17 protein-coding genes are annotated in these 22,461 nt (G+C 70.9%); 11 read left to right on the forward strand and 6 right to left on the reverse strand.

Annotated elements, in window-relative coordinates; genetic code table 11:
* Positions 1-212 precede the first annotated feature (212 nt).
* From ACGFZW_RS38460 to ACGFZW_RS38470, 3 genes are read left to right on the forward strand one after another with little or no spacing between them, the layout of a single operon-like run.
* Positions 213-503, forward strand: coding sequence for a hypothetical protein (locus ACGFZW_RS38460; RefSeq protein ID WP_393897987.1), 291 nt, complete (start codon positions 213-215; stop codon positions 501-503).
* Positions 490-1,227: a hypothetical protein gene (locus ACGFZW_RS38465; RefSeq protein ID WP_393897988.1), complete on the forward strand. Its 738-nt coding sequence runs from the start codon at positions 490-492 to the stop codon at positions 1,225-1,227. Before ACGFZW_RS38460 ends, ACGFZW_RS38465 begins: the two co-directional genes overlap by 14 nt.
* Before the next feature lie 9 nt (positions 1,228-1,236).
* The gene (locus tag ACGFZW_RS38470) at positions 1,237-2,406 is read left to right on the forward strand and encodes a putative T7SS-secreted protein (RefSeq protein WP_393897989.1); all 1,170 of its coding nucleotides are present in this window, start codon (positions 1,237-1,239) and stop codon (positions 2,404-2,406) included.
* A gap of 72 nt (positions 2,407-2,478) precedes the next feature.
* Here ACGFZW_RS38470 and ACGFZW_RS38475 read toward each other — a convergent pair whose 3' ends face one another.
* Positions 2,479-6,867: an FtsK/SpoIIIE domain-containing protein gene (locus ACGFZW_RS38475; protein ID WP_393898003.1), complete on the reverse strand. Its 4,389-nt coding sequence runs from the start codon at positions 6,865-6,867 to the stop codon at positions 2,479-2,481.
* A gap of 249 nt (positions 6,868-7,116) precedes the next feature.
* Between ACGFZW_RS38475 and ACGFZW_RS38480 the strand changes: the two genes are divergently transcribed.
* On the forward strand, positions 7,117-8,058 hold the full coding sequence (locus ACGFZW_RS38480; RefSeq protein WP_393897990.1) for a hypothetical protein: 942 nt from the start codon (positions 7,117-7,119) through the stop codon (positions 8,056-8,058).
* Between the two features lie 3 nt (positions 8,059-8,061).
* Here ACGFZW_RS38480 and ACGFZW_RS38485 read toward each other — a convergent pair whose 3' ends face one another.
* Together ACGFZW_RS38485 and ACGFZW_RS38490 are read right to left on the reverse strand one after the other, a co-directional pair.
* Positions 8,062-8,646, reverse strand: coding sequence for a sigma-70 family RNA polymerase sigma factor (locus ACGFZW_RS38485; RefSeq protein ID WP_393897991.1), 585 nt, complete (start codon positions 8,644-8,646; stop codon positions 8,062-8,064).
* A gap of 297 nt (positions 8,647-8,943) precedes the next feature.
* Positions 8,944-9,714: a LamG domain-containing protein gene (locus tag ACGFZW_RS38490; protein WP_393897992.1), complete on the reverse strand. Its 771-nt coding sequence runs from the start codon at positions 9,712-9,714 to the stop codon at positions 8,944-8,946.
* 761 nt (positions 9,715-10,475) lie between these two features.
* Here ACGFZW_RS38490 and ACGFZW_RS38495 point away from each other — a divergent pair.
* The 4 genes from ACGFZW_RS38495 (at position 10,476) to ACGFZW_RS38510 (ending at position 12,913) form a co-directional block, all read left to right on the forward strand.
* Positions 10,476-10,835: a hypothetical protein gene (locus ACGFZW_RS38495; protein WP_393897993.1), complete on the forward strand. Its 360-nt coding sequence runs from the start codon at positions 10,476-10,478 to the stop codon at positions 10,833-10,835.
* A gap of 16 nt (positions 10,836-10,851) precedes the next feature.
* Positions 10,852-11,034 carry a hypothetical protein gene (locus ACGFZW_RS38500; protein WP_393897994.1) on the forward strand — a complete coding sequence of 61 codons (183 nt, stop codon included), beginning with the start codon at positions 10,852-10,854 and terminating at the stop codon, positions 11,032-11,034.
* A gap of 329 nt (positions 11,035-11,363) precedes the next feature.
* Positions 11,364-12,152 carry a GntR family transcriptional regulator gene (locus ACGFZW_RS38505; protein ID WP_393897995.1) on the forward strand — a complete coding sequence of 263 codons (789 nt, stop codon included), beginning with the start codon at positions 11,364-11,366 and terminating at the stop codon, positions 12,150-12,152.
* A 2-nt stretch (positions 12,153-12,154) separates the two neighbouring features.
* Positions 12,155-12,913: a glycosyltransferase family 2 protein gene (locus ACGFZW_RS38510; protein ID WP_393897996.1), complete on the forward strand. Its 759-nt coding sequence runs from the start codon at positions 12,155-12,157 to the stop codon at positions 12,911-12,913.
* Between the two features lie 78 nt (positions 12,914-12,991).
* Here ACGFZW_RS38510 and ACGFZW_RS38515 read toward each other — a convergent pair whose 3' ends face one another.
* Positions 12,992-13,915 (reverse strand): FkbM family methyltransferase, encoded by a 924-nt coding sequence (locus ACGFZW_RS38515; RefSeq protein ID WP_393897997.1) that lies wholly within the window; start codon positions 13,913-13,915, stop codon positions 12,992-12,994.
* Between the two features lie 161 nt (positions 13,916-14,076).
* Positions 14,077-15,297: an amidohydrolase family protein gene (locus ACGFZW_RS38520; RefSeq protein ID WP_393897998.1), complete on the reverse strand. Its 1,221-nt coding sequence runs from the start codon at positions 15,295-15,297 to the stop codon at positions 14,077-14,079.
* Positions 15,298-15,516: 219 nt separating this feature from the next.
* Here ACGFZW_RS38520 and ACGFZW_RS38525 point away from each other — a divergent pair, with 219 nt between their 5' ends.
* Entirely contained in the window at positions 15,517-16,065 is a 549-nt protein-coding gene (locus ACGFZW_RS38525) for a hypothetical protein (protein ID WP_393897999.1), read from the forward strand.
* 537 nt (positions 16,066-16,602) lie between these two features.
* The gene (locus ACGFZW_RS38530) at positions 16,603-20,655 is read left to right on the forward strand and encodes an AAA family ATPase (RefSeq protein WP_393898000.1); all 4,053 of its coding nucleotides are present in this window, start codon (positions 16,603-16,605) and stop codon (positions 20,653-20,655) included.
* A gap of 160 nt (positions 20,656-20,815) precedes the next feature.
* Here the strand turns inward: ACGFZW_RS38530 and ACGFZW_RS38535 are convergent, their stop codons facing one another.
* Complete coding sequence (locus tag ACGFZW_RS38535) at positions 20,816-21,619, reverse strand: helix-turn-helix domain-containing protein (protein WP_393898001.1); 804 nt, start codon at positions 21,617-21,619, stop codon at positions 20,816-20,818.
* 49 nt (positions 21,620-21,668) lie between these two features.
* Here ACGFZW_RS38535 and ACGFZW_RS38540 point away from each other — a divergent pair, with 49 nt between their 5' ends.
* Positions 21,669-22,190 carry a DUF2000 family protein gene (locus ACGFZW_RS38540; protein WP_393898002.1) on the forward strand — a complete coding sequence of 174 codons (522 nt, stop codon included), beginning with the start codon at positions 21,669-21,671 and terminating at the stop codon, positions 22,188-22,190.
* Positions 22,191-22,461: the final 271 nt, after the last annotated feature.

Below are 22,461 nucleotides of genomic sequence, written 5' to 3' on the forward strand. Positions count from 1 at the left end.
CGGCGCCACTCCGCCCGCCGGCGACTGCCCGCCCCGCCGCCCCCCCCCCCGGGCCCCCCCCCCCCCCCCGGGGGGGGGGGGGCCCGCCCCGCCCCCCCCCCCCCCCCCCCCCCCCCCGGCCCCCCCCCCCCCCCCCCCCCCCCCCCCCGCGGCGGCCGCCCCCCCCCCCCCCCCCCCCCCCCACGGCCGGTGCGAGGAGAGAAAGGGGCGTCATGTCACGCATTCGCATACCGGTGGACGAACTCACCGACACCATGGACGCACTGCAAGACATCCGCCAACGGATCGACAAGACGGCGAAGTTGAGCAATGTCGGTTCGGAGGACGATGTGGGCGACTCCGGTCTGATCTCGGCCGTCAACGGCTTCGACGGCGCCTGGTCGGCCGGCCACGAACGGGTCCAGGAGAACGTGGACACGTTCAAGGAGGCCGCGCAGGGCATCGTCGACAACTTCACCGGCACGGACGAAGAGGCTGGGAAGGCCCTGGATGAATCCAAATGAGACCACGGACGGCAACGGTCAGCAGCGACTGTTGATCTCCGACCAGCGGCCGCCGGGCGCACCCGCGCGCTACACGCTGCGCTACCCATCCACCTGGTCCCACCTCGACCTGGACCCGCACACCAGGGACGTCGCCCTCCGGCGCCGTATCGAGGAGCAGGCGGAGAGCATGCGGGCGAAGGGCAAGGAGGTGCCGCGCGAGCTGGTGGACGAGCTGATCCGGAACACCCGCAAGAGCGCCCGCGAGGCATACGCGCAGGGCGCTCTGCAGGTCGGCTCCCTGATCGCGTTCCTCTCGGACAGCAGCCCGCTCTCGGCCACGGCCATGGTGCTGCGGACCCGTATCCCCGAGGGCGAGTCGACGGACCTGGCGGACCTGATGCTGGCCGGCGGCATTCACGTCAACAGGACGTCTCCCGGGCGGGGTTCGGAGCTGAACCGCGTCCACATCATGGAGCTGCCCGAGGTGGGCAGCGTGGGGCGGATGACCTCGCTCGAGGACTTCGACCACAAAGGGCCGGCCCTCGTCCGCACCGCCGTGCACCAGGTCGTGATCCCCGTGCCGTCGAGCCGGGACCTGATGGTGCTCGTCAGTACGACCCCCAACATCAACATGGCCGAGAAGTTCTTCGAGGTGTTCGACGCCATCGCCGCGACCTTCCGGTTCCACGACTCCGAGGACCCTCCGCAAAACGCCGACGCCGGCACCGAGAACGGGAAGTGAGGTCGGGACATGGCACGGCCACCGCAGGCCGACTGGGAAACGGTGTTCGGCTTCTCGGAGGACCCGACACCCGGCGACCCCGAGATTCTTGAGCAACTCGCCTCGGAATACCGGTCGATCTCCCACGACGCCGAGTCCGCCCACTCCGTCGTCTCCCGGCTGGACTCCGACGAGCTCGGTGAGGGCAAGTCCATGGAGGCGCTGCGGACCCAGCTCAGCGAACTGCCCAAGCAGGTGGGCAAGCTCCACTCGTCCTACGAGGCGGCCGCCGACGCGGTCGCGAAGTACGCCACCCGCCTGCGGGAGAGCCAGGACCAGGCGGACCGGGCGCTGGACAAGGGCCGCGACGCGAAGCAACGGCTGGATTCGGCCACCGAGGTGGCCTCCGCGGCGAGCGCCCACGTGAAGAGCCTCGACAACGCGGAGGCCCCGCCCCCCGACGACGAGGCGGCCCGCAGCAGCGCCCGGCGCGCATTGGCCGACGCGCAGCAGGCGGACAACGAGGCCGCGCAGTCCGTCGAGGCGGCTGAGGCGGAGCTGGAGGCCGCCCGGCTGCTGGCCGTCGACGCGCAGGAACTCCGTACCTCCGACGCGGCCCTGGCCAAGCGGGAGTTGCAGGATGCCGAGGACGAGGCGGTCACCGCGAAGTCCTGGTGGGAGAAAATTGGGGACTGGATCAATCTGGCGTTCTCCGTCGTCGGCGCCATTCTCGGCGTCGTCGCGATGATCGTCACCGGTCCTCTCGGTCTGGTGATCGGCGGTCTCTCCGTCCTCCTCGGAGTCGGGGCGGTGGTCATGTCGATCGTCAAGGGGGCGCAAACCGGGGAATGGGATGTCTTCGGCATCGTCACCGGAGTCGTGGGGGTCGTCCTGGGCGGGTTCGCCCTCGCGATCGGCAAGGGCATCAGCGCCATCGGCAAAGTCGGCCTCGGACAATGGTTCAGGAACCTGTTCTGGTTCATGCCGACCGCGGAGGCGGCGTCGATCGAGTTCGACGTGCTCAACGGCATCGGGGAAGTCATCGAGACCATCACGCACATCCCACCGCAGCCCTTGTCGAAGCTGGACGCCGTCATCAGCGGGATCGGGCTCATCCTCAGCGTCGGCGGCTTCATCTACTCGATCGTCGACGCCTTCGGCAAGGCGGACGGCGGCAAGGTGAAAACGGCACCGGCGTGAGGGCTCCCGCCATCCACGCCTGAGGGCCCCCGCCGATATCGACGGGGGCCCTCAACGCGTCCGTACGAGCGGTCAGTCCCCGGCCGGCGGCAGCACCGTCTCCGGCACCTGCACGGTCCGCAGCACGCCGTCACCCAGGTGCAGGATCGCCCGCCCCGGGCGGGTCGCGCCCAGACGGCTGCGGGGGATCTTGACGCCGATCAGCTCGCCGTCGCTCATGTTCTGCGGCTTCAGCAGCAGTCCGCACCGGTTGCGGCGGGCCTCGGTGTGCCAGCCGGAGAAGCCGGAGGAGAGCCGCTCGGTCTGCCCGGCGATCACCAGGCCCCGGCCGGTCTCGGCACCGGTCTTGGCGATCTGCGTGAGGACGGGCTCGGCCTTCGACTTCAGCAGCAGGTCGGCGTCATCGAGGATCACCACGGCCCCGTCCGGGGCCTCGGAGAGCGTCTGTTCCAGGGCCAGAGGGTCGATGTCGGACTCGTCGAACACCGCGAGGACCCCGGGCCGTCCGGCCAGGTTGCGCAGCGGCGACCTGGCGGGCGCGCCGACGACGACCGGGACCCCGGTCGCCAGCAGCGACAGCGCCAGCGTCGACAGGACGGTGCTGCGTCCCGAGCGGGCGGGGCCGGCCACGAGGAAGGTCGACGTGATGGCGAAGTCCGGTCCGTACGCGCTGAGTTCGTCGCCACCGACGCCGGACAGGGCCCAGCGCGCGGACGGCACCGGGCGCGGCACGTACCGGGCCGCCTCCTCGAAGGAGAGCCGGTCCGGCAGGACGTCGACACGGAACGGCCGGGTGGCGGCAGGCAGGTGAGCCGACCGCTGCCGGCAGTACTCGCCGATCTGCTGGAGCGCCGCGGCCTGCGCCTGGCCCTCCGGGTTCTCCGTGAGGAGCGCGATCTGCACCTCTGCCTTGTCCGCGGCGCGGAACGCCCGGCCCGGCGGGATCTCGTCGGGCACGTTGCGCTGGGTGATGCCGATCATCCCGTACTCGGACTTCTCGTTCAGCTTCAGCACGAGCTTGTCCTCGGTGGAGCCGTTGACCCGGCTGGAGAACAGCGCCCGGTCGCCGGTCATCACCAGGTGGATGCCGGCGCTCGCGCCGTCCCGGAGCAGGTTCAGCACGGAGCTCAGCAGGTTCCCGGCGTCGTACTCGCCGAGCTGCTTGTCGAAGACCTCCCACCGGTCGATGAACAGCACGATGTGGGGCGGCCGTTCGTCCTCCGGCAGGGCGCGGCGGAGCTCGGGCAGATCGGCGCTGCCGCGGGCGGCGAGCATCTCCTGGCGACGGGTGAGTTCCGCCGTGAGCCGGGCGAGCAGCCGGGCCACCCGGTCGGGCTGGGTGCGCTGGGTGACGGCGCCGCAGTGCGGCAGCCCCTCCATGGCCAGCAGCGCGCCGTTGCCGCAGTCGATGCCGTACATGTGCAGCCGGTCCGGGGAGTGGGTGTAGGCCAGCATGCCGGCGAGCGTGCGCAGCGTCTGCGACCGGCCCTGCCGGGGCGAGCCGATGATGTGCAGGTGCCCGAGCGTCGCGGGGTCCAGCACCAGGGGGAGCCGGGCCTGTTGTGCGGGCAGGTCCACCACGCCGTACGCGACGGGCGCGAGGTCGTAGTCCGACGGCGGGGGCTGCGGCAGTTCGCCGGTGGTCAGGACCTCGGGCAGCGGCGGGAGCCAGGGGCTGTGCTGCTCGGGGATGCCCATTTCCCGGTCCGCTTCACGGATCGCCGTGACGAGTCCGGTGAGGTCGGTCTCCACCTCGGCGGGGGCGGCCGCGGCGCGGGGCCGTGCCGGCAGCGGCTCGCCGAGCCGCTCCCAGCCGACCGCCACCGCCCAGGGCGCCGGCAGCGAGGTCGCCGCGGCGCCGGGCCGGCGTCCGCCGACCCGTCCGGACTGGAACGGCACCAGCGAGTTCTGGCCGAAGCGCACGTAGGCGCGGCCGGGGTTGCTCTGCGAGATCCCGGCGGCCTCCGGGGAGTTGATGACGTCCTGGCTCTCGCCGGAGTCCGTCACCCGCAGCGCGATGCGCAGGTTGGTGTTGGCGCGGATCTCCGAGGAGACGACGCCGCTGGGGCGCTGCGTCGCCAGGATCAGGTGGATGCCGAGGCTGCGGCCCCGCTGCGCGATGTTGACCAGGCCCTTCACGAAGTCCGGCAGGTCACGCACCATCGAGGCGAACTCGTCGATGACGATGAGCAGCCGGGGCATCGGGGTGTGGCGCTCCGGGTTCCGCTCCAGCAGCTCGACATAGTCCTCGATGTCCTTGGCGCCGGCCGCGGCGAGGATGTGCTCGCGCCGGGTCAGTTCCGCCGTCAGCGACACCAGCGCCCGCTCGACGAGGTGGGCGTCGAGGTCGGTGACCATACCGACGGTGTGCGGCAGGTCCACGCAGTCCTTGAACGCGGAGCCGCCCTTGTAGTCGACGAGGACGAACGTCATCGCGTCCGGACGGTTCGCGACCGCGAGCGAGGCGACCAGCGTCTGGAGGAGTTCGGACTTGCCGGAGCCGGTGGTGCCGGCGACCAGCCCGTGGGGGCCGTCGCGCTTGAGGTCCAGGAAGAACGGGCCGTCCAGGGAGACGCCGACGGCCGCCCGGGTCGAGCGGCCCCCGGCCGCCCAGCGCGCCCGGATACCGGCGGCCTGCGGCGGGTCGAGGGCGAGGACGTCGAGCAGCCGCGCGGAACCGGGGAGCACCGCGGCCTCCTCGTCGGCGCCGCCCGGGTCCCGCAGCGGGCCCATCGCACGGGCCAGCGAGCGGCACCAGTCCAGGGACACCGCGTCGGGCCGGATGCTCCCGACGGTGCCCCTCCCGGAGCGTCCCACCCGCACGGTGCCGCCGGGCTCCTCGACGACGACGGCGTGGCACTCCTCGGGCAGCAGCCGCTCCTCGGCGTCCAGGCAGACCGCGCGGACGCCGACGGCCGGTCCGTCGCGCAGGATCTGCGCCACGCCGGGCAGCGAACGCAGCCTGCGGGCCCCGTCGAGGACGACGAGCACGTCCGGTCCGGCGGGCCGGTTCCGCCGGTCCGCTCCGGCGCGCTCGGCGATCAGCGCGGTCAGTTCGGCGACCCGCCGGGCGCAGGTCTCCGTGCCGTAGCCGATGCTGGCCGGGGTGTCGCCGGACTTCTTCCGCACGTGCGGAAGCCAGCGCAGCCAGGACCAGCCGTCCCGGCCCGGGCCGCCGGTCGTCAGCAGGTGGATCTGGAGGTCACGGGGGCTGTGCAGGACGGCGGCCTGGGCGACCGCCCAGCGTGCCACGGCGCGCGCGGTCGGGCCCTCGCCCGCGATGCCCAGGACGTCGTGCTCGCGCAGCGGCACCGTCACCGGGACGTCGTACGCGGTCCACGGGTCCTGGCGGCGGTGTTCGTCCTTGGTCGGGTCGTGGAGCACCACATCGGACGGCATATCGGCGGTCCCGATACGCAGTTCCAGGAAGTCGGCGTCCGAGGTGCGGCGTTCCCACAGGCGGCGCCGGGGGCCGACGGCGGTCAGGACCACCTCGGCCGGGTCGGGGAAGCCACGGCGCCGGGCGGTGCGTTCGGCCGCGAGGGCCTGCTCCGCGTCGCCCTCGATGCGTGCCTTCTTCTCCTCGTACGCGGCGACCGCGCCCGAGTGGGACTCACGGCCGGTACGCCGGCTCATGATGTAGTTGCCGACGATCGCGACCGGCGAGAGCAGCCCGAACAGCAGCATCGACATGCGGCCGAAGACCAGTGCACCGGCCACCGCCATCACCAGCGGCGCCAGGGCGGTGATCCACGGCAGCGGCCGGGCGGGGGGCGTCCCGGGCGGCGTGGGCAGGGTGAAGCGGGTGGCGTTCTCGGCCGGCCGCAGCCGCGGCGGCCGGTTGTAGTCCCAGCCGGTGCCGTCCTCCGACGGCTGCACGGCGGCGTCCGGCCGCTGCGGGAGGGCGAGTTCGAGCAGGCATCCGCCAGACCCCGGTAGAGCGAGCTGTGCGCCGGCCGGCCAGGCGGTGGCCTCGGCGAGGTCCTCGCGGTCCAGCTGCGGGGCGTCGCCGTCCGGCGCTGAGGCGTCGGGCGCCACGCGGCAGCGCCCTCCGGGGCCCACCGTCAGCACGGCGAACGGGCGGGCCGGTACGGTGCGCAGCACCTGGGCGGTCCCGTCGTGGGCCAGGCCGATCCGGTACTCGCCGATGTCGAGCCGGTGCACCGCGCCCGCCCCGGCCCCGCCGACCGCGCGGATCTCCACCAGCCCGTCCGGTTCGGCCGACGAGGTGCCCGCCGGGCGTCCCAGGCCGACGATGGCCGCATGGTGCAGCGGCGAGTCCCGCAGCCGCATGTCCGCGGGCAGCAGTCGGTCGCCGACGTACAGGCCGAGGCCCTCCGGCGGCCGGTGGACGCCACCCGCCCCGGCCAGCGCCTCCGCGACGGCGCCCAGGGGCGTGTCGGGGTCGGTGTCGAGGTGGACGTCGAACGCGTCACCGCTCCCCTCGACAACGGTCAACATCAACGACACGAAACGTCCTCCAGCCGGCGTGAATGCGGGGGCCGCGGGAGCCGTACTCGGCGGCTCCCGTGCCACTGACGGGACCTACGGGGCGCGCCCGCGGATGGTTCACGGACGCGCCGGTGAACCGTCCGCGTCCGCGCCCCGTAGTGGCCTTCGGGTGCATGCGCCGCGACCGAGCCGCGGTGCCGCCCCCGCGCTCGACCGTCCCGGCTCCGCCGCCGGGACGTCCCGACAAGGAGTCAGAAGATGATCTGGTACGTCCTGGCCGTGGTGCTGGGGCTGGCGCTGATCGGGGCGGTGGCCGCGCTGGTCGTCACCGAGCGGCGGCCCCGCCCGCCGAAGCCCGCTTCCGCCTCGGCCGCCGTCATGGGACGGGAGGCGCTGGACGTGGTCGACGCGGGCCTGCGCCGGCTGACGGGCGAATGCGTGCGCTCCGGCCGCTCGCTGCCCGACCTGTACGCCGTCGTCTACTCCGAGGAACGGCTCGGTCTGCTGCTGGCCGGGGCGGAGGCGGCCGCCCCCGCGCCCTGGACCGCCGAGGCGGACGGCGAGCGCTGGACGATCTCGCCCGACAACCTGCACCGCCCCGGTCCGGAGGGCGAACCGGCCCTGCCGTACGCGCTGACGGTGACGGTGGGGCTGGACGGCGCCGACCGGGTCCTTGTCGACCTCTCCCGGGCGGCGGGGCCGGTCTCCGTTGCGGGCCCGGCCGAAGAGGTGCGCAGCCTGGCGCGGGCCGTCGTCACCGAGACGCTCTCCAGCCCGGTGGGGGCACTCGCCGAGGTCACCCTCGTGGGATCCCTGGCCGGCGACGGGCTCATTGCCGGCGACATCCCGCGGACCTCGCGGCTGCACACCGCGGCCAGCCTGGAGGAGGCATTCGCCAGGGCGGCTTCGGCGGGCCCGGGAGAGCCGGAGCCCGGGGCGTCCGACGTCACCCAGATCTTCCGGCTGATCGAGGGCAGCAGCCGGATCGCGGTACGGGGCGAGGCGCCGCACCTGTTCGTCGTGGACGCCTCACAGCTCCCGCGGCGCGAGGGGGCGTTGGACGGCCTGCGGCGCGGCGACGCGCTGCTGGTGCTGGGCGACGCGCCGGCGGGGTGGCGCTGGCAGGCCGGTGCGGGCGGATCGCTCGACACCGGGCCGCTCGGCCTGGAGATCACCCGGCACGCGGGGCGTTTCGCGTGAGTCTCATCCGGCGTCACGGTCGCGGCCGTCCGCGTGCAGCCCGCGGCTGTGCAGCGCCTCCCGCAGGGCGCGGGCGGCGTAGTACGTCCGCGACTTGACCGTGCCCGGCGGCACGCCGAGGACCTTGGCCGTCTGGTTGACGCTGCGCCCCAGGTAGTGCACGTGCATCAGGACCTCGCGTTGCGGCGGCCGCAGGTCGCGCAACGCGTCGATGAGCACCTGGGAGGTGAGGATGTGGTCCACGCCGTCGGACACCGGCAGGTGGGCGAGTTCCGGGTCGCCGGTCTCCGGTGGTCTGGCCTGGCGGGCCCGGTGACCGTCGATGACGAGGTTGCGCAGCACGGTGAACAGCCACGGCCGCACCGAATCCGCGGTCGGGTCGAGCTCCCCTGCGTGGCGCCAGGCGCGGATCGCGACTTCCTGGAGGACGTCCTCGGCACGGTGCCAGTCGCCCTCGAGCCGCCGTGCGGCGAACTGCAGCAACGCGGTGCCGTGGAACTGGTAGAGGGCTCTGAGGAACTCGTCCGGTCGGAGTTCCGCGGTAGGGGGGCCGGGTATTCGGTCTTCGGTCGAAGCACTGGCCGTCAAGGCCTTTTCCTCTCCGGTCGTCTGTGGGGAAGACGGGTTCAGCCGGCTGCGGGACCGCCGGCGGGGCGCCGCCGCGAGCGGTCGTACGCTCCGCGCGGCGAGTCCGCGGGCACTCGGCGGCGGTGAACACGCCCCGGCACCACTGTCGTTCCGACCTCTGCGGTGCTTCCTCCGGGGCGCGTGCCGTCAGGGCACGGTGTGCGGCCGGGCCGTGCTCCGTTGCACGTCCCGGCTCGCTCGGTGCGCGGCCCGCCGGTGGCGGCCGACGCCCGCCGTGGCGGGCGTCGGCGCCCGCCGTCATTCCGGTTCGTGGGAGGAGAGCGATTCCACCTCGCCGGGCGTCAGTTCCCGGTCGTAGACGTGCACGTCGGCGATGTCGCCCTGCCAGTGGTCGGCCGCCTTCCCGCCGAACTTGCCGCGGCCGATCACCACGGGCCCGGTGGGCTTCACCGTGCTGGCGGCCGTCCTGCTTCCCGCCAGTTGCCCGTCCACGTAGAGCTGCATCCGGTGGTCCTTCTGGCGGTACGTGCCGGTGAGGTGGTACCAGCGGCCGGGCTGCGGCTGCTCGGTCTTCTCCGCGACGGTACGGGCACCGGAGAAACTGAAGGCGAAGTTCCGGTCCTGGCCGGAGTACTGGAGGAAGAACGCGCTGATCTGGTCGCCGTCCTGGGACAGCGCGGTGTGGAAGCCGCCCAGGTCCTCGGAGGTGAGCCGGACCCGTGCGGCGACCGAGTAGTCCTCGCCTGCGGTGTCGATCATTGAGCCGGTGTCCGCGTATCCGCTGGTGCCGTCCAGTTGAAGGGCGCCGCCCTCTGGGCCGTCGGTCCAATTTGCGCCGCCGTTGACGACGGCGTCGTGCTCACCCGCCTTCGCTGTACCGGACCGGTGCAGGGGCCACCACCCGACGCCGCGCAGCGACTCGGCGTTGGTGCCCGGACTCGACGAGGCCGGATTCGCCCCGTCCTGCTGCTCACCGGAACCCTGACCGCGCACCAGCTGGACGGCAACGAAGGCCAGCGCGACGGCCAGTACGGCGATGGTGGTGATGAGTGACCATCTGCGCGTCATGAATCTCCCCGGGGCGTACGGCATAAATGTGTCACTGGTGATCACGTGTCCGATCCGGAAATGGTTCGACGTACACGTGAATTGTGACAGGCCGGAAACACAAGGAGCGTGGGCGCCCCCCGAATGCGCTGCCGTGCGCCGGAACATGCGGCGACGCCCCGGTACGGGCAGTCAAACACGGGGCGTTGGGCCACTTTCGGCGGCGCGGGTCCGTCGCCCGAAGACCGCCCCGGGCTGTTCACGCCGTGCTCACCGGCGTCCACGATCGTTCCCGAGCTGTTCACCCATGCGGAGTGCGGAGCGGGACTCGCCACGTCCTCGACCCGTGGAGCCGGGTCGGATGCCGATGGATCCAGCGCATCCTGACGCACTCTCAGGGGCACGTCTTGCGCACGTCGATCCGCCACCGGCGAACACTCCGCGCCATACGCGACGACGCCCCCCACGGCGTCGGCCGGCTCGGCGGGACAGGGAACAGTCGCAATTGCGAGACGCGAACTTCCCTCAATACGCGCAGAGTTGGATGCAGGCCCCTCTCCTTTCACTTCACTGCCCGCACTCTTGATGTCGGACATTGCGATATCAGTCAACCGAAACGCCAACATGTAACAGCACACACGAGTTTCACGGAACGTCAAGCTCAAGGTCCGCTCAACTCGGCTTCCATGGACGGCTACCAACCAGTACGTTTGTTGACGGCAAAAGAGCGCGGCATCTGACCCATGCCGTGCCGAATGAAAGTTGAATTGGGGGAAAATTCAATGAAGAGCATTGTCTCCGGTGCGATGTCCGCCGTCATGCTGGGAGGAGTCGTCCTCGCCGGTGGCACCGGTGTGGCATACGCCGATTCGAGCCCGCGACCCGCCGTTGAGTCCCGCATGGTGAACCCCATCGAAGAGGCTCGTTCGATGTGCATCATGTCGAAGAGCAAGGACGACTGCGCCTACCTGATGCACCACACCAAGATGCTGAAGATGGTGAAGAACTGCCTGATCAAGGGGGCGATCGGTGGGGCCGGCGCACTGGTCGTGGGCCGGTACGTCAGCAAGGACGTGGCCAAGGACATCGCGAGCAAGACCGTCGTCGCCGGAGCCACCGGCTGCCTCTCCTCGCTCGCCTGAGAGATTGGACCATCTGATGGCCAAGATCGTATTCACTGTTTTCTGGGCCGGTCTGCTCATCGCGGCGAACAGGGTGCTCGTCGAGGTCACTTGGGCCCAGTATCTGGCGACGTTCGTCCTTGCCGGAATGTATGCCTACGCCATCAACAAGATGCCGGGCGGTCGCGGAAAGAGCGTGCAAGAAGGATCAGAGCGGTAGCGTCCTTGGCATCTCGCGTCAACGTTTCCGATCCCTGCGAGCCGGCCACCCCTTCCTGAGGGGCGACGACCCATAGGTGGGCGTTGAGGGACACAGGCTGTGTCGGCGGTGCCACTGAGCACCGCCGACACAGTTGTTTTGACTTCCGACGCAATGCAGCTGTTCGTCTTTCCGTTTGCCATATGGGCGAGCACCCTCCCCGCACGGGCGCGGAACGCCGGCCGGGCGGCCTTCCCGAGCGGCCCGCTTGCCGCAGCGCTCCCCTGTCGTAAACTCCTCTTGAGGACTTACCCTGGGCCCGTTCGACGAGCAGGGACGGTGAGCACCGCATGGCCAAGAAGTACGAGCGGATCGCGGACGCGCTGCGTCAGGCCATCCGTGCGGGCCGGCTGAAGCCGGGCGAGCGCCTGCCGGCCGAGACGACTCTCGCGCAGCAGTACCGGACCAGTGTGCCGACGATGCGCGACGCGCTGGCCGAGCTGCTGGCCGAGGGGCTCATCGACAAACGGCACGGTGTCGGCAACTTCGTCCGCGAGCAGCGGCAGCGGGTGGAGCGCTCGAACGAGCGCCATCAGTGGGAGAAGGACCGTGCGCGGCTGGTGGAGACCGAGCGTCTGAAGACCGGGTCCACCGAGCATGACACCGGCCTCACCCCCTCCGATCTCGCCTTCAAGGCCGAATACCGGACGGCGGAGGCCGACGCCGGCCTGGCGGCGGCCTTCGCCGTGGCCGTGGGCACGACACTGCTGCGGCGCAGCTACCGCACCTTCCACCGTGACGAGGACGCGCCGTTCAACCTCATCACCTCGCATCTGGTCCACGACCTGGTCGCGCGCAATCCCGATCTCCTCGACGAGACCAAGGAGCCCTGGCCCGGCGGCACACAGAGCCAGCTGCTCACGGTGGGCATCGAGCTGGACCGCATCGTCGAGCGCATAACGGCCCGGCCTCCCACAGCAGAGGAGGCCGAGGAACTCGGCCTCCAGAAGGGTGTCTCCGTGATCCAACTCCGAAAGCTCTCCGTCGGGACCACCGGGCGGGTGGTGGAGGTATCCGACCTGGTGATCCCCGGGGACCGCACCGAATTGGTCTTCACGACCCCGCTGGCCAGGTGGTGACGGTGACGCACCTCATCACGGTGATCACGGCCGTCCACCCGCCGTCCGCCCCCTACCTCGCCGACGCCTACAAGTCGCTCCTGGCCCAGGAGTTGCTGGCCGGCTGGGACTGGCAGTGGGTCATCCAGGAGGACGGCGAGACGCAAGAGGTCGCGCCGCACGTACCCGAGGACCCTCGGATCAGCTTCGGCCAGGGCCGCCAGGGCCGTGCGGCGATGGCGCGCACGGTCGGCCTGTCACGGGCCGAGGGCGAGTACGTCAAGGTGCTCGACGCGGACGACATGCTCGCGCCCGGTGCGCTCGCCCGGGACCTCAGGGCGCTGACGGACGATCCGGCGGTCGGGTGGGCGACGTCCCGCGTGCTCGACTACCTGCCTGACGGGTCCACCGTCGGTTTCGACCAGGACCCTCCCCAGGGCCCGATCGACCGTGGCACCGTCCTCCAGCACTGGCTGGACCACGGCTACCGCGCCCAGGTGCACCCGGCCACCCTCTTCGTACGCCGGGACCTGCTGCTGGCCCTCGGCGGCTGGATGGCCCTGCCGGCCTCCGAGGACACCGGACTGCTGCTGGCCCTGAGCGCGGTCAGCCGCGGCTGGTTCTCCGCCGAGACCGGGCTGCTCTACCGGAAGTGGCCGGGACAGGTGACCAGCCAGCCTGCGCATGCGGATGAGGTCGAGCGGGAGGCACGGTTCTCGGTGATCGCGACTCGTGCCCGGATGCTGGCCTCGATGGAGGGCTGGCGCTTCGGCGGATCGTAGGGCCCGGGGAGGGCTGGTCGATCCCGTGGACGCGAAGCGGGATGGACCTCGGAAGGGGGCCCCGGGATCAGGAGGGCCTCAGGGGAGTGTCTCCGCGTCCGTACGGGAGAAGATGAGTTCGCTCTCCTCGACGATGGGCTGCCGACAGCGACGGGCTGCCCTGGGCTCCCCGGTCCGGGAGGCAGGGTAGTTGCGGGCGGTGTAGTCGTTGGGCAGCTGGTAGGTGTGGAAGCCGTGAAACTTCAGTGTCTCCAGCAACTCCTCGACGGAGTCGCCCAACTCCCCCATCCTCTGCGGGGTGACCTCGATGGCCAGCTCCGCATCGGGCCGGAGCCGGCCGAGCATCGGCGCCAGCCCCCGGAGGACCGCCCCCTCCGCCCCTTCGACGTCGATTTTGATCACCCGTGCGCGGGCGATCTCCTCCTCCGTGACGACTTCGGGCAAGGGCACGGCGACCGTCTCGAACGTGGATTCCGCCACTCCGTCGTACGGGACGACGCTGTTCGCGCCCATGTTGCGCGAGCTGGCCAGGACGAACCTGACCTTCCTCTCCCGGTCCGAGAGGGCGGCACGGACGGCACGGACGTTGGTGCAGCCGTTCATGCGCGCATGCGTGGTCAGCCTGCGGTGGAAGTCAGGCGATGCCTCGATCGCGACCACACCGCCCGCCGTCCCGACGAGCTTCGACGCCAGCACGCTGTAGTACCCGATGTTCGCCCCGGCATCGATGAACACGTCCCCGGGCTTGAGCCGGGCCTCCAGCCAGTGCGTCAGGTGCGGCTCCCAGACACCGAACTCGTAGAGGTAGCGCTGGATCAGGTCCTGGGTGTCGGTGAGGAACGTCGCGCCGAAGCGGGTCCTGGCCCGGCGTAACCGCGGGTGGTCCCTCAGGCCGGCGTTGAGGAAGTTCTCGACGACCGCCGCCTTGCCGACGGCCCCGGGCCCGTAACGGACATACCAACGGGTGAGATCGAGGCCGATCTCCCTGGCGGCGTTGGACACGGCAGCTCCTCGACCTCGAACAATGTCGTCCCGCATCCAGCCTACGGGCGATCGGCCGGTACCTCGTAGGTGATCGCGCGATTGACCGGGGACGACGATGACGCAGGGCGCCTGCGCCCGCAGAAGGGCCGTACCGACGCGCGGCGGTACGGCCTTTCGCGTCAGCGTGCCTTGTCGAAGTCCAGATCGAGCATGCGGATCGCGTTGCCGCGCAGGAGCTTGTAGGTCACCTCCGGAGAGAGACCGGCGACGTGTTCCGCCGCGACCTTCTTGGTGTGCGGCCAGGTGGAGTCGACGTGCGGATAGTCGGTCTCGAAGGTCGCGTTGTCGACACCGACCACATCGATGGCGTCCACACCGTGCTTGTCCCGGAAGAAGCAGCAGAAGATCTGCCGGTAGTAGTACGTCGACGGGGGCTCCGGGATCAGGTCACGTACTCCGCCCCAGGCCCGGTGCTCCTCCCAGACGTCGTCCGCGCGCTCCAGGGCGTACGGAATCCACCCCATCTGCCCTTCGGCGTACGCGAGCTTGAGGCGCGGGAATTTCACCAGCACGCCGCTGAAGAGGAAGTCCATCATCGAGGCCATGGCGTTGTTGAAGCTCAGCGACGCCTGGACGGCCGGCGGGGCGTCGGGGGACGCGGCCGGCATCTGCGAACTGGACCCGATGTGCATGCACACCACCGTTCCGGTGGCCTCACACTCCGCGAAGAAAGGGTCCCAGTAACCGCTGTGGATGGACGGCAGCCCGAGATACGTGGGGATCTCGCTGAACGTCACGGCACGCACCCCGCGCGCCGCGTTCCGCCGGATCTCCTGAACCGCCAGGTCCACATCCCAGAGGGGGATGAGGCAGAGCGGGATGAGCCGCCCGCCGCTGTCGCCGCACCACTCCTCCACCATCCAGTCGTTGTACGCGCGCACGCAGGCCAGGCCCACCTCCTTGTCGCGCGCCTCGGCGAACGTCTGGCCACAGAACCTGGGGAACGTCGGGAAGCAGAGCGACGCCTCGACGTGGTTGACGTCCATGTCCGCCAGGCGCGCCTTGGGATCCCAGCAGCCACGACGCATCTGTTCGCGGGTGATCCCGTCGAGGGTCATCTCGTCCCGGGAGAAGCCGACGGCGGCGATGATGCGCTTGTAGGGGAAGAGGTCCCCCTCGTACTGCCACCAGTCCGTCTGCTGGCCCTCCGGGTCGGTCGTGAACTTGTACTTGCCGCCGACGTAGGCCAGCTCACCGATACCGGCCGTCAGCGGTTTGGGGCCCCGGTCCCGGAATTTCGCCGGTAGCCACGTCTCGAAGAGGTGCGCCGGCTCGATCACGTGGTCGTCCACGCTGATGACCCGGGGAATGTCGGTCGTGCCGTTTGTCTCGCCAGTCATGGGGACCTCTCCACGGATTCCACCTGCGGACAGATCTGACGATCCGTCAGATTCATTGACGGTACAGAGAGCGCGTTGAGGGGGCAAGGCGTTCGCCGCAGCAGGCGTCGGGGGCGGACCCGAAGGAGGCGTGCCGGTCGTACCCGGCCGTAAGCTTCCCCGGACACCAACGATGGTTCAGTTGTCTGGGGGGACGGCTTGGGTGCCACCGAGCAGCTCGTGACGATCGCTGCCGTACTGCTCGGCGCGCTGACGTCGTTCGGGGCGAATTACCTGATGGAGCGCAGTCGCAACCGCTACCAGCTCCAGACGCGGTGGGACGAGGCGAAGCTGAGTGCCTACGAGTCGTACGTGGACCGGATGCGGGCGTGCATCTTCCTGGCCGTGCAGCTCTACGAGAGCAGGGAAGGGCTCCGGCCGAGAGACAAGCCCGAGGCCGAGCTGCTGGCCGAGGTCGCCGAAGCCGGGCGGCTGCGGGGGCGGGCCTTCGAGCGGATCATGCTCCTCGGCGGGGACGATGTGGTCGAGGCGGCTCACGAGCTGAACGCGGTGGCGGCGGAGGTCGACTGGCACGCCACCGGCAGGACGGCCGGAACGCTGGAGGAGTGGCGCGCCCGCAATCGTGCGGTCTTCGCCTCGATCAATGCCTTCCACGAGGCCGCCAGACGCGACCTCGGTGTCCAGGGCGGCGTGCGCGGCGAGCGGCACCCCGAGAGAGATCTGCTGCTTCCGCCGGCGCGTGGCGAGCAGCGCGATGCTCCCGCATGAGTTCGGCGGGAGAGCGCCCGGCCGGAACGTGTGCCGCTGCCGCCCGGAGCAGGGTGAAAGCCGGGCGAGTGGCCCGGGATCGCTCCGGGCTCCTCCGCCGGACGGCCATGTGCCGGCCCGCAGAGCTTCCGCTCCGCGCCATCGGTACCGGTCCCTCCCCTCGTGGGGACCGGTACCGAACGGCGCGGTCTGTGTCGATCCGCGCCGCATCGGCGCGGATCGGGGAACTGGATCACCGGTCGACGCGAGAGCGGTCCGGATGGGCCGGCTCCACGGTCTTCCCGGTTCAGGCGACGGGGCCGTCACCGCACGGCGACGGAAGTTGGCCGAGAAATTGCGGCGTCAGGACTGGTCAATTCGAGTACCGAGCTGGTGGCCTGTCCGGACGACGCCTCGGTTGCTTGCTGCTGCGTCGTGATCCTGCCAGCTGTGGCCCCCTCCGGGGAGGTTCCGGCATCCGGAAGACGGCGTCACCGCAGGTCAGCCGGATAGGGTGAGTTTTCCGGTCCGGATGTCCAGGTGCGGGGGAAGTAAGGAGTGGAGACCTTGAGTTCCGACTCAGGGGCACGCACAGCCTTCGCGGAACGTCTCGCACTGCTGTACAAGGAGGCCGGCAACCCTCCCCTCAAGAAGGTGGCCGAGGCGGTCGTCCGGCTGCAGCGGGTCGACGAACGAGGACGCCCCGTGCGGGTGTCCGTCCAGCGGATCAGCGACTGGCGACGAGCCAAGAACGTACCTGCCCAGTTCGCGGCCCTCGCCGCGGTGCTGCACATTCTGATCCCCCAAGCGCGGCGTGCACGGCCGACGCCGGTCTCCCCGGGCCTGTACGACCTCGCCCAGTGGCAGCGCCTGTGGGAGCACGCGGTCGCCAACCCGGTCGGCGGCCGCGCCGCTACCTCCGCGGAAGAGGAGGAGCACCCCGAGGCCGAAGCGCCGAACGTTTCCGGTGTGTGCCCCTACCGTGGGCTCGCTTCGTACCGGCACCAGGACGCCCGGTGGTTCTTCGGCCGCGAGCGGTGCAGGGACGCCCTCGTCGCTCAGCTCCACGCGGTGGAGAAGACAGGGGGCGGCCTGGTCATGCTCGTGGGCGCCTCGGGCGCAGGGAAATCCTCCCTGCTGAACGCCGGCCTGGTGCCCGCGTTGCAGCAGGGCACACTGGGCGACGAGGACGGCGCGGAGCGGGCGGTGGTGCAGCTCGTACCGGGAGCGGACCCTCTCCGGGAACTGACCCGCCGGATCCCCGACCTGGCGCAGATCCTCTCCGCCGATCGGGGAGCAGCGGCCGCGAAGCCCGGCACTCCGCGCTTCGCGCACGCGGTACGCGAGGCCGCCACGGCCTGGGCGCGACGCGAGACGCCCTCCCCCGCCCGTCCGGTCATCGTCGTGGACCAGTTCGAGGAGGCGTTCACCCTCTGCTCCGACGATACGAACAGGCGCACCTTCCTCCAGATCCTCCACGCCGCATGCACGCCCTCCCCCGAGCTCTCGACTGCGACCGAGCAGGAGGGACACCCGTCCTCGGGTGACCCGGCCCCGCTGCTCGTCATCCTCGGCATACGCGCCGACTTCTACGAGCGCTGCCTGGCGTATCCCGAACTGGCCGACGCGCTGCAGCACCGCCACATGGTGCTCGGTCCGCTGACCACCGCGGAACTGCGCGAAGCGGTGACCGGCCCGGCCAAGGCCGTCGGCCTGGAACTCGAACCGGGGCTGGCGGAACTGATCGTCCGGGAAGTGAGCGCCGACGGGCCCGGCGGGGCGCACGACGCGGGGGTGCTGCCGCTGCTCTCCCACGCCCTGCTCGCCACCTGGCAGCGGCGCAAGGCGGGCAGGCTGACGCTGGCCGGCTACCGCGCGGCGGGCGGCATCCAGGGAGCGGTGGCGGCGACCGCGGAGCGGGCCTGGACCAGCCTCGACCCGGCGGCACGCACGGCCGCGAGACTGCTCCTCCTCAGGCTCGTCCGGCTGGGCGAGGACACCCACGCCACCCGCAGGCGGGGGACGCGGCGCCAACTGGCGGAGGAGTCGAGGGACCCCGACAAGACGGAGGAATCACTCGAAGCGCTGGTGCACGCCCGACTGGTGACACTCGACGCGGACGCTGTGGAGATCACCCATGAAGCGCTGCTCCACGCCTGGCCACGCCTGCGCGACTGGATCGACGAGGACCGCAACGGCAACCTGCTGCGCCAACGGCTGGAGGAGGACGGCAGGGCCTGGGAGGGCTCGAACCGCGACACGTCGCTGCTCTACCGGGGATCGCGTCTGCAGCAAGCCCGCAGCTGGGCAGCATCCGCCGGTGACACCTTTCTGACCCGCGGCGCGGTGGAATTCCTGGCCGCTTCGGTCAAGCTGCGCAAGCGCACCGACCGGATCAGGCGTGGTGCGGTCGCGGCACTGGCCGTCCTGGCTCTGCTGGCGGCCGGTTCGGCGGTGATCGCGTGGCAGCAGCGCGACGATGCGGTGTTCGGGCAGGTGCTCGCCGAAGCCGATCGCGTCCAGTACACGGATCCGTCACTGTCCGCTCAACTCGACCTGGTGGCACACCGCTTGCGACCGGACGACGAGGACACGAACAACCGGCTGATCTCCACGGTCAACGCCCCGCTGGCCACACCGCTTCTCGGCCACACCGGCGCCGTCTACCTCACCTCGTTCAGCCCCAGCGGACGTCTCCTGGCCACCGCCAGCTACGACCGCACCGTCCGACTGTGGGACGTGGCGGACCCGACCCGCCCGAAACCCCTGGGCAAGCCCCTCACCGGCCACAAGAGCTGGGTGAGCACCGCGGTCTTCAGCCCGGACGGGCACACCCTGGCCAGCGCTTCGGACGACGGCACGATCCGGATGTGGGACGTACGCGACCCCCGCCGTCCGCGACCGATCGGCACGCCCTTGACCAGCCACGACGGCACGGTCTACCTGCTCGCCTTCAGCCCCGACGGACGCACTCTCGCCTCCGCCGGCGAAGATCACACCGTCCGCCTGTGGAACGTGGCCGACCCGCGTCGGCCGAGGGCTCTCGGCGCCCTTCCCGGGCATACCACCGCGGTGCGCTCCGTGGCCTTCGGCCCCGACGGACGGACGCTGGCAGCCGGGGCCGACAACGGCACGATCAAGCTGTGGGACACGGCAGATCCACGTCATCCGCAGCCGATCGACTCGGCGCTGACCGGCCACCGGAGCACGGTGCACTCGGTGGCCTTCAGCCCCGACGGGCGCACCCTCGCCAGTGGCAGCGCCGACGACACCATCCGGCTCTGGAACGTGGGCGCCCCAGGTCACGCGGCACCGCTCGGCGGTCCGCTCACCGGCCACACCGGTCCCGTGTGGTCAGTGGCCTTCAGCCCTGACGGAAAGACGCTCGCGGCCGGCAGCGCGGACAGCACGGCGAGCATCTGGAACGTCAGCAATCCGGCCTACCCGTCGCAGGTCGGCGAGCCGCTCGCCGGCAGCAGCGGCGAGATGTACGCCGTGGGGTTCAGCCCCGACGGGCGGACCCTCGCCACCGGGAGCGGCGACAGCAAGGTCCGCCTGTGGTCGATCCCGACGTCGGACATGACCGGTCGCATCGGAGCCTTCCGCCCGGACGGGCACGTGCTCGCCACCGCCGCGCGCGACGCGAGGGTCCGGCTGTGGAACGTGAAAGCGCCTGACCGGCCCGCGTTGCTGGGCAAACCGTTCATGCCCGGGGAGGGCGACGTGCGGTCGCTGGCCTTCTCCCCCGACGGCCACACGCTCGCGGTGCTGACGGGAAGCCGCGCGGTGCAGCTGTGGAACGTCACCGACCCGGCCCGGCCGGTCCCCCACGGGCCGCCCGTCGCGCTGAAGACGCGTTACGCGGGCCCCGACGCACTGGCCTTCAGTCCGGACGGCAACACCCTGGCAACCGCCTACGAGGACCGCACCGTCCAGCTGTGGAACGCCGGCGACCCGTCACACCTCCGCCGGCTCGGCGCGCCGCTCACCGGCCACCGGGGCTACGTCAACTCCCTCATCTTCAGTCCCGATCGCCGCACCCTCGCCAGCGGCAGCGCCGACGGCACCGTCCGCCTCTGGAACGTGGCCGACCCGGGTCATGTCACCCGGCTCGGTACCTCCCTCAAGGGACACCTGGGGCCCGTCAACATGCTCGCCTACAGCCCGGACGGCCACACCTTGGCCAGCGGCAGCGACGACAACACCGTGCGCCTCTGGAATGTCACCGACCCCCTCAGGACAACCCGGCTCTCCACGCTCACAGGTCACACCGAGGCGATCGTGTCACTGACGTTCAGCCAGGACGGCCGCACCCTGGCCAGCGGTGGCAATGACGACATGGTGCGGCTCTGGAACGTCACCCAGCCCGCCGGGGCGACCCCCATCGGTCAGTCGATGAGCCCCAACGCCAAGACCGGCAACTTCTTGTCGTTCAGCCCCAAGAGCCACATGCTCGGAGTGTCGAGCGGTGCCGACAGCGTCCGGCTGTGGAGCCTGGACATCGACAAGGCCATTCGCCGCATCTGCTCCACCACTCGGGGTGTTCTGACGCCGGACAAATGGCACGAGTATCTGCCCCGTCTCTCGTACGAGCCGCCGTGCGGCGATTGACGGAGTCGAGTGATCCCGGTCACAACTGCCTGCCGTGTCAAGGAAGTTGCCGCGTTCCGCGCAAACAACCTTGTTAGCCTTGCCCGCAGCCCGATCGCTGGTGCATCCCCCGTCGCCAGCGATCGGGCGCTTCCATGTGTCACCCGCAACGGCCGAGCGGTCACCGCGATGTGCTGCGCGAGGCGTACAGCCCCGGAGTGGTGCCCACCACCCGCTTGAAGTGCCGGTTGAGGTGGGACTGATCGTAGAAGCCCGCGTCGGTCGCCACCTCGCGCGGCGGCTGCCCGTCGAGCAGCAGACGGCGCGCGAGGTCGACGCGGCGGGATACGACGTACTGGTGCGGAGCGATGCCGAAGACACCGCTGAAGGCACGTACGAGATGCGCGGGGTGGGCGTGGAGCAGGCGTGCGGCCTCGTCCAGGGCGACGCCGGCGATCAGCCGCTCGTCGAGGAGGCCCCGCAGGCTGTCGGCGATGCCGCGGTCGGGCGCCGCGCCGCCGACGGCCGCCGTGGGACGCAGATGTTCGCGCAGTCGCTCACCGATGAGGGCCAGGCGGCTCTCCGACTCGAATTCGTCGCCGTGGTGCGCGAGGGCCGTGTGCAGTTGTCCGACGCGCCTGCGCAGGAGGGGGTCGATGATGTCCGGGCTGTCCACCGACGGCCCGATGAGGCGCTCCTCCAGCTGCGTCATGTCGAGGTAGACGACGCGCTTGCGGAAGCCGTCCGGAGTGGCGGGTGAGCCGTTGTGCGGGACCTGGGGCGGGAGCAGGCTCACCGTGTCGTTCGGGGTGGCGCGCTCATGGCGGTCCAGGTCGTAGCGGACCGCGCCGTCGTCCACGATCAGCAGGGTCCACGCGTCGTGGACGTGCATGGGATAGGCGTGCTCGGTGAAATGAGCGTGGAAGACCTCCACGACACCAGCGACCGCCGGGCGCCAGGCGGAGATCTCCTGCCGGGGCTTCACGTTAAGAACGTACAAGACGTGGCAGGCGTGCATCGCGCAGTCTCGAAGCATGAGAAACAGGAACGAAGCTGAGGCAGGAACGGACGTGCGGGCCGGGGCCCGAACGGAGGTCGAGGCCGGTGCAGCGGCCGGGGCGGTTGCGAGGGAGGCGAGCGCGCCGGTGCGCTTCGACTCCAAGATCGCTGTTCTGCTGCGCGACGACCTGGCGACCTGGCAGCGGCTGAACGTGACCTCCTTCCTGGTCAGCGGGCTCGGCACGGTGTCGCCCGAGGTCATCGGCGAGCCGTACCGGGACGCCGAGGGCACCTCGTATCTGCCGATGTTCCGCCAGCCCGTGCTGGTCTTCGAGGGGTCGAAGGAGACGATGACCGCCGCGCACAGCCGGGCGCTCTCCCGCTCATTGCTGTGCGCGGTGTTCACGTCGGATCTCTTCGGCACGGGCAATGACCGGGACAACCGGGCGGCGGTGGAGGCCGTGGGCAAGGACCAGCTCGACCTGGTGGGCCTGGTCGTCCACGGGCCACGCAATGCGGTGGACAAGGCCCTCAAGGGCGCACGCATGCACCCCTGAACGACACGCCTCGCCACTCGCGGATCAACAGCACCCGCCTTGGAGCCACCCTCCTCGGAGCCACCCCGATCGGAGGCACCTGGCTCGCGAGCACCGGTCTCGGAGCCACCCTGGTTGCCCGGTGGCCCCTGCCCCGGCCCCGGTGCCTACCGCGTACGCGACAGGGCTTCTCTCGTGTCCTGGGAGCGTTGTCCGGGGATGCCGGCGAGGCGGGTTTCCATGCGGGTGCGGCGTTCGTCGGCCTGGGCTGCGAGGTCGAGGGCGGCCTGGT

The sequence above is a fragment of the Streptomyces sp. NPDC048248 genome, assembly GCF_043201875.1.
Lineage (GTDB): Bacteria > Actinomycetota > Actinomycetes > Streptomycetales > Streptomycetaceae > Streptomyces.

Bases quoted from the DNA above. Each gene is read 5' to 3' on its own strand.
- ACGFZW_RS38470 (WP_393897989.1), top strand. From the start codon at position 1,237: ATGGCACGGCCACCGCAGGCCGACTGGGAAACGGTGTTCGGCTTCTCG.
- ACGFZW_RS38475 (WP_393898003.1), bottom strand. From the start codon at position 6,867: ATGTTGACCGTTGTCGAGGGGAGCGGTGACGCGTTCGACGTCCACCTC.
- ACGFZW_RS38505 (WP_393897995.1), top strand. From the start codon at position 11,364: ATGGCCAAGAAGTACGAGCGGATCGCGGACGCGCTGCGTCAGGCCATC.
- ACGFZW_RS38495 (WP_393897993.1), top strand. From the start codon at position 10,476: ATGAAGAGCATTGTCTCCGGTGCGATGTCCGCCGTCATGCTGGGAGGA.
- ACGFZW_RS38540 (WP_393898002.1), top strand. From the start codon at position 21,669: ATGAGAAACAGGAACGAAGCTGAGGCAGGAACGGACGTGCGGGCCGGG.
- ACGFZW_RS38520 (WP_393897998.1), bottom strand. From the start codon at position 15,297: ATGACTGGCGAGACAAACGGCACGACCGACATTCCCCGGGTCATCAGC.
- ACGFZW_RS38480 (WP_393897990.1), top strand. From the start codon at position 7,117: ATGATCTGGTACGTCCTGGCCGTGGTGCTGGGGCTGGCGCTGATCGGG.
- ACGFZW_RS38465 (WP_393897988.1), top strand. From the start codon at position 490: ATGAATCCAAATGAGACCACGGACGGCAACGGTCAGCAGCGACTGTTG.
- ACGFZW_RS38460 (WP_393897987.1), top strand. From the start codon at position 213: ATGTCACGCATTCGCATACCGGTGGACGAACTCACCGACACCATGGAC.
- ACGFZW_RS38500 (WP_393897994.1), top strand. From the start codon at position 10,852: ATGGCCAAGATCGTATTCACTGTTTTCTGGGCCGGTCTGCTCATCGCG.
- ACGFZW_RS38490 (WP_393897992.1), bottom strand. From the start codon at position 9,714: ATGACGCGCAGATGGTCACTCATCACCACCATCGCCGTACTGGCCGTC.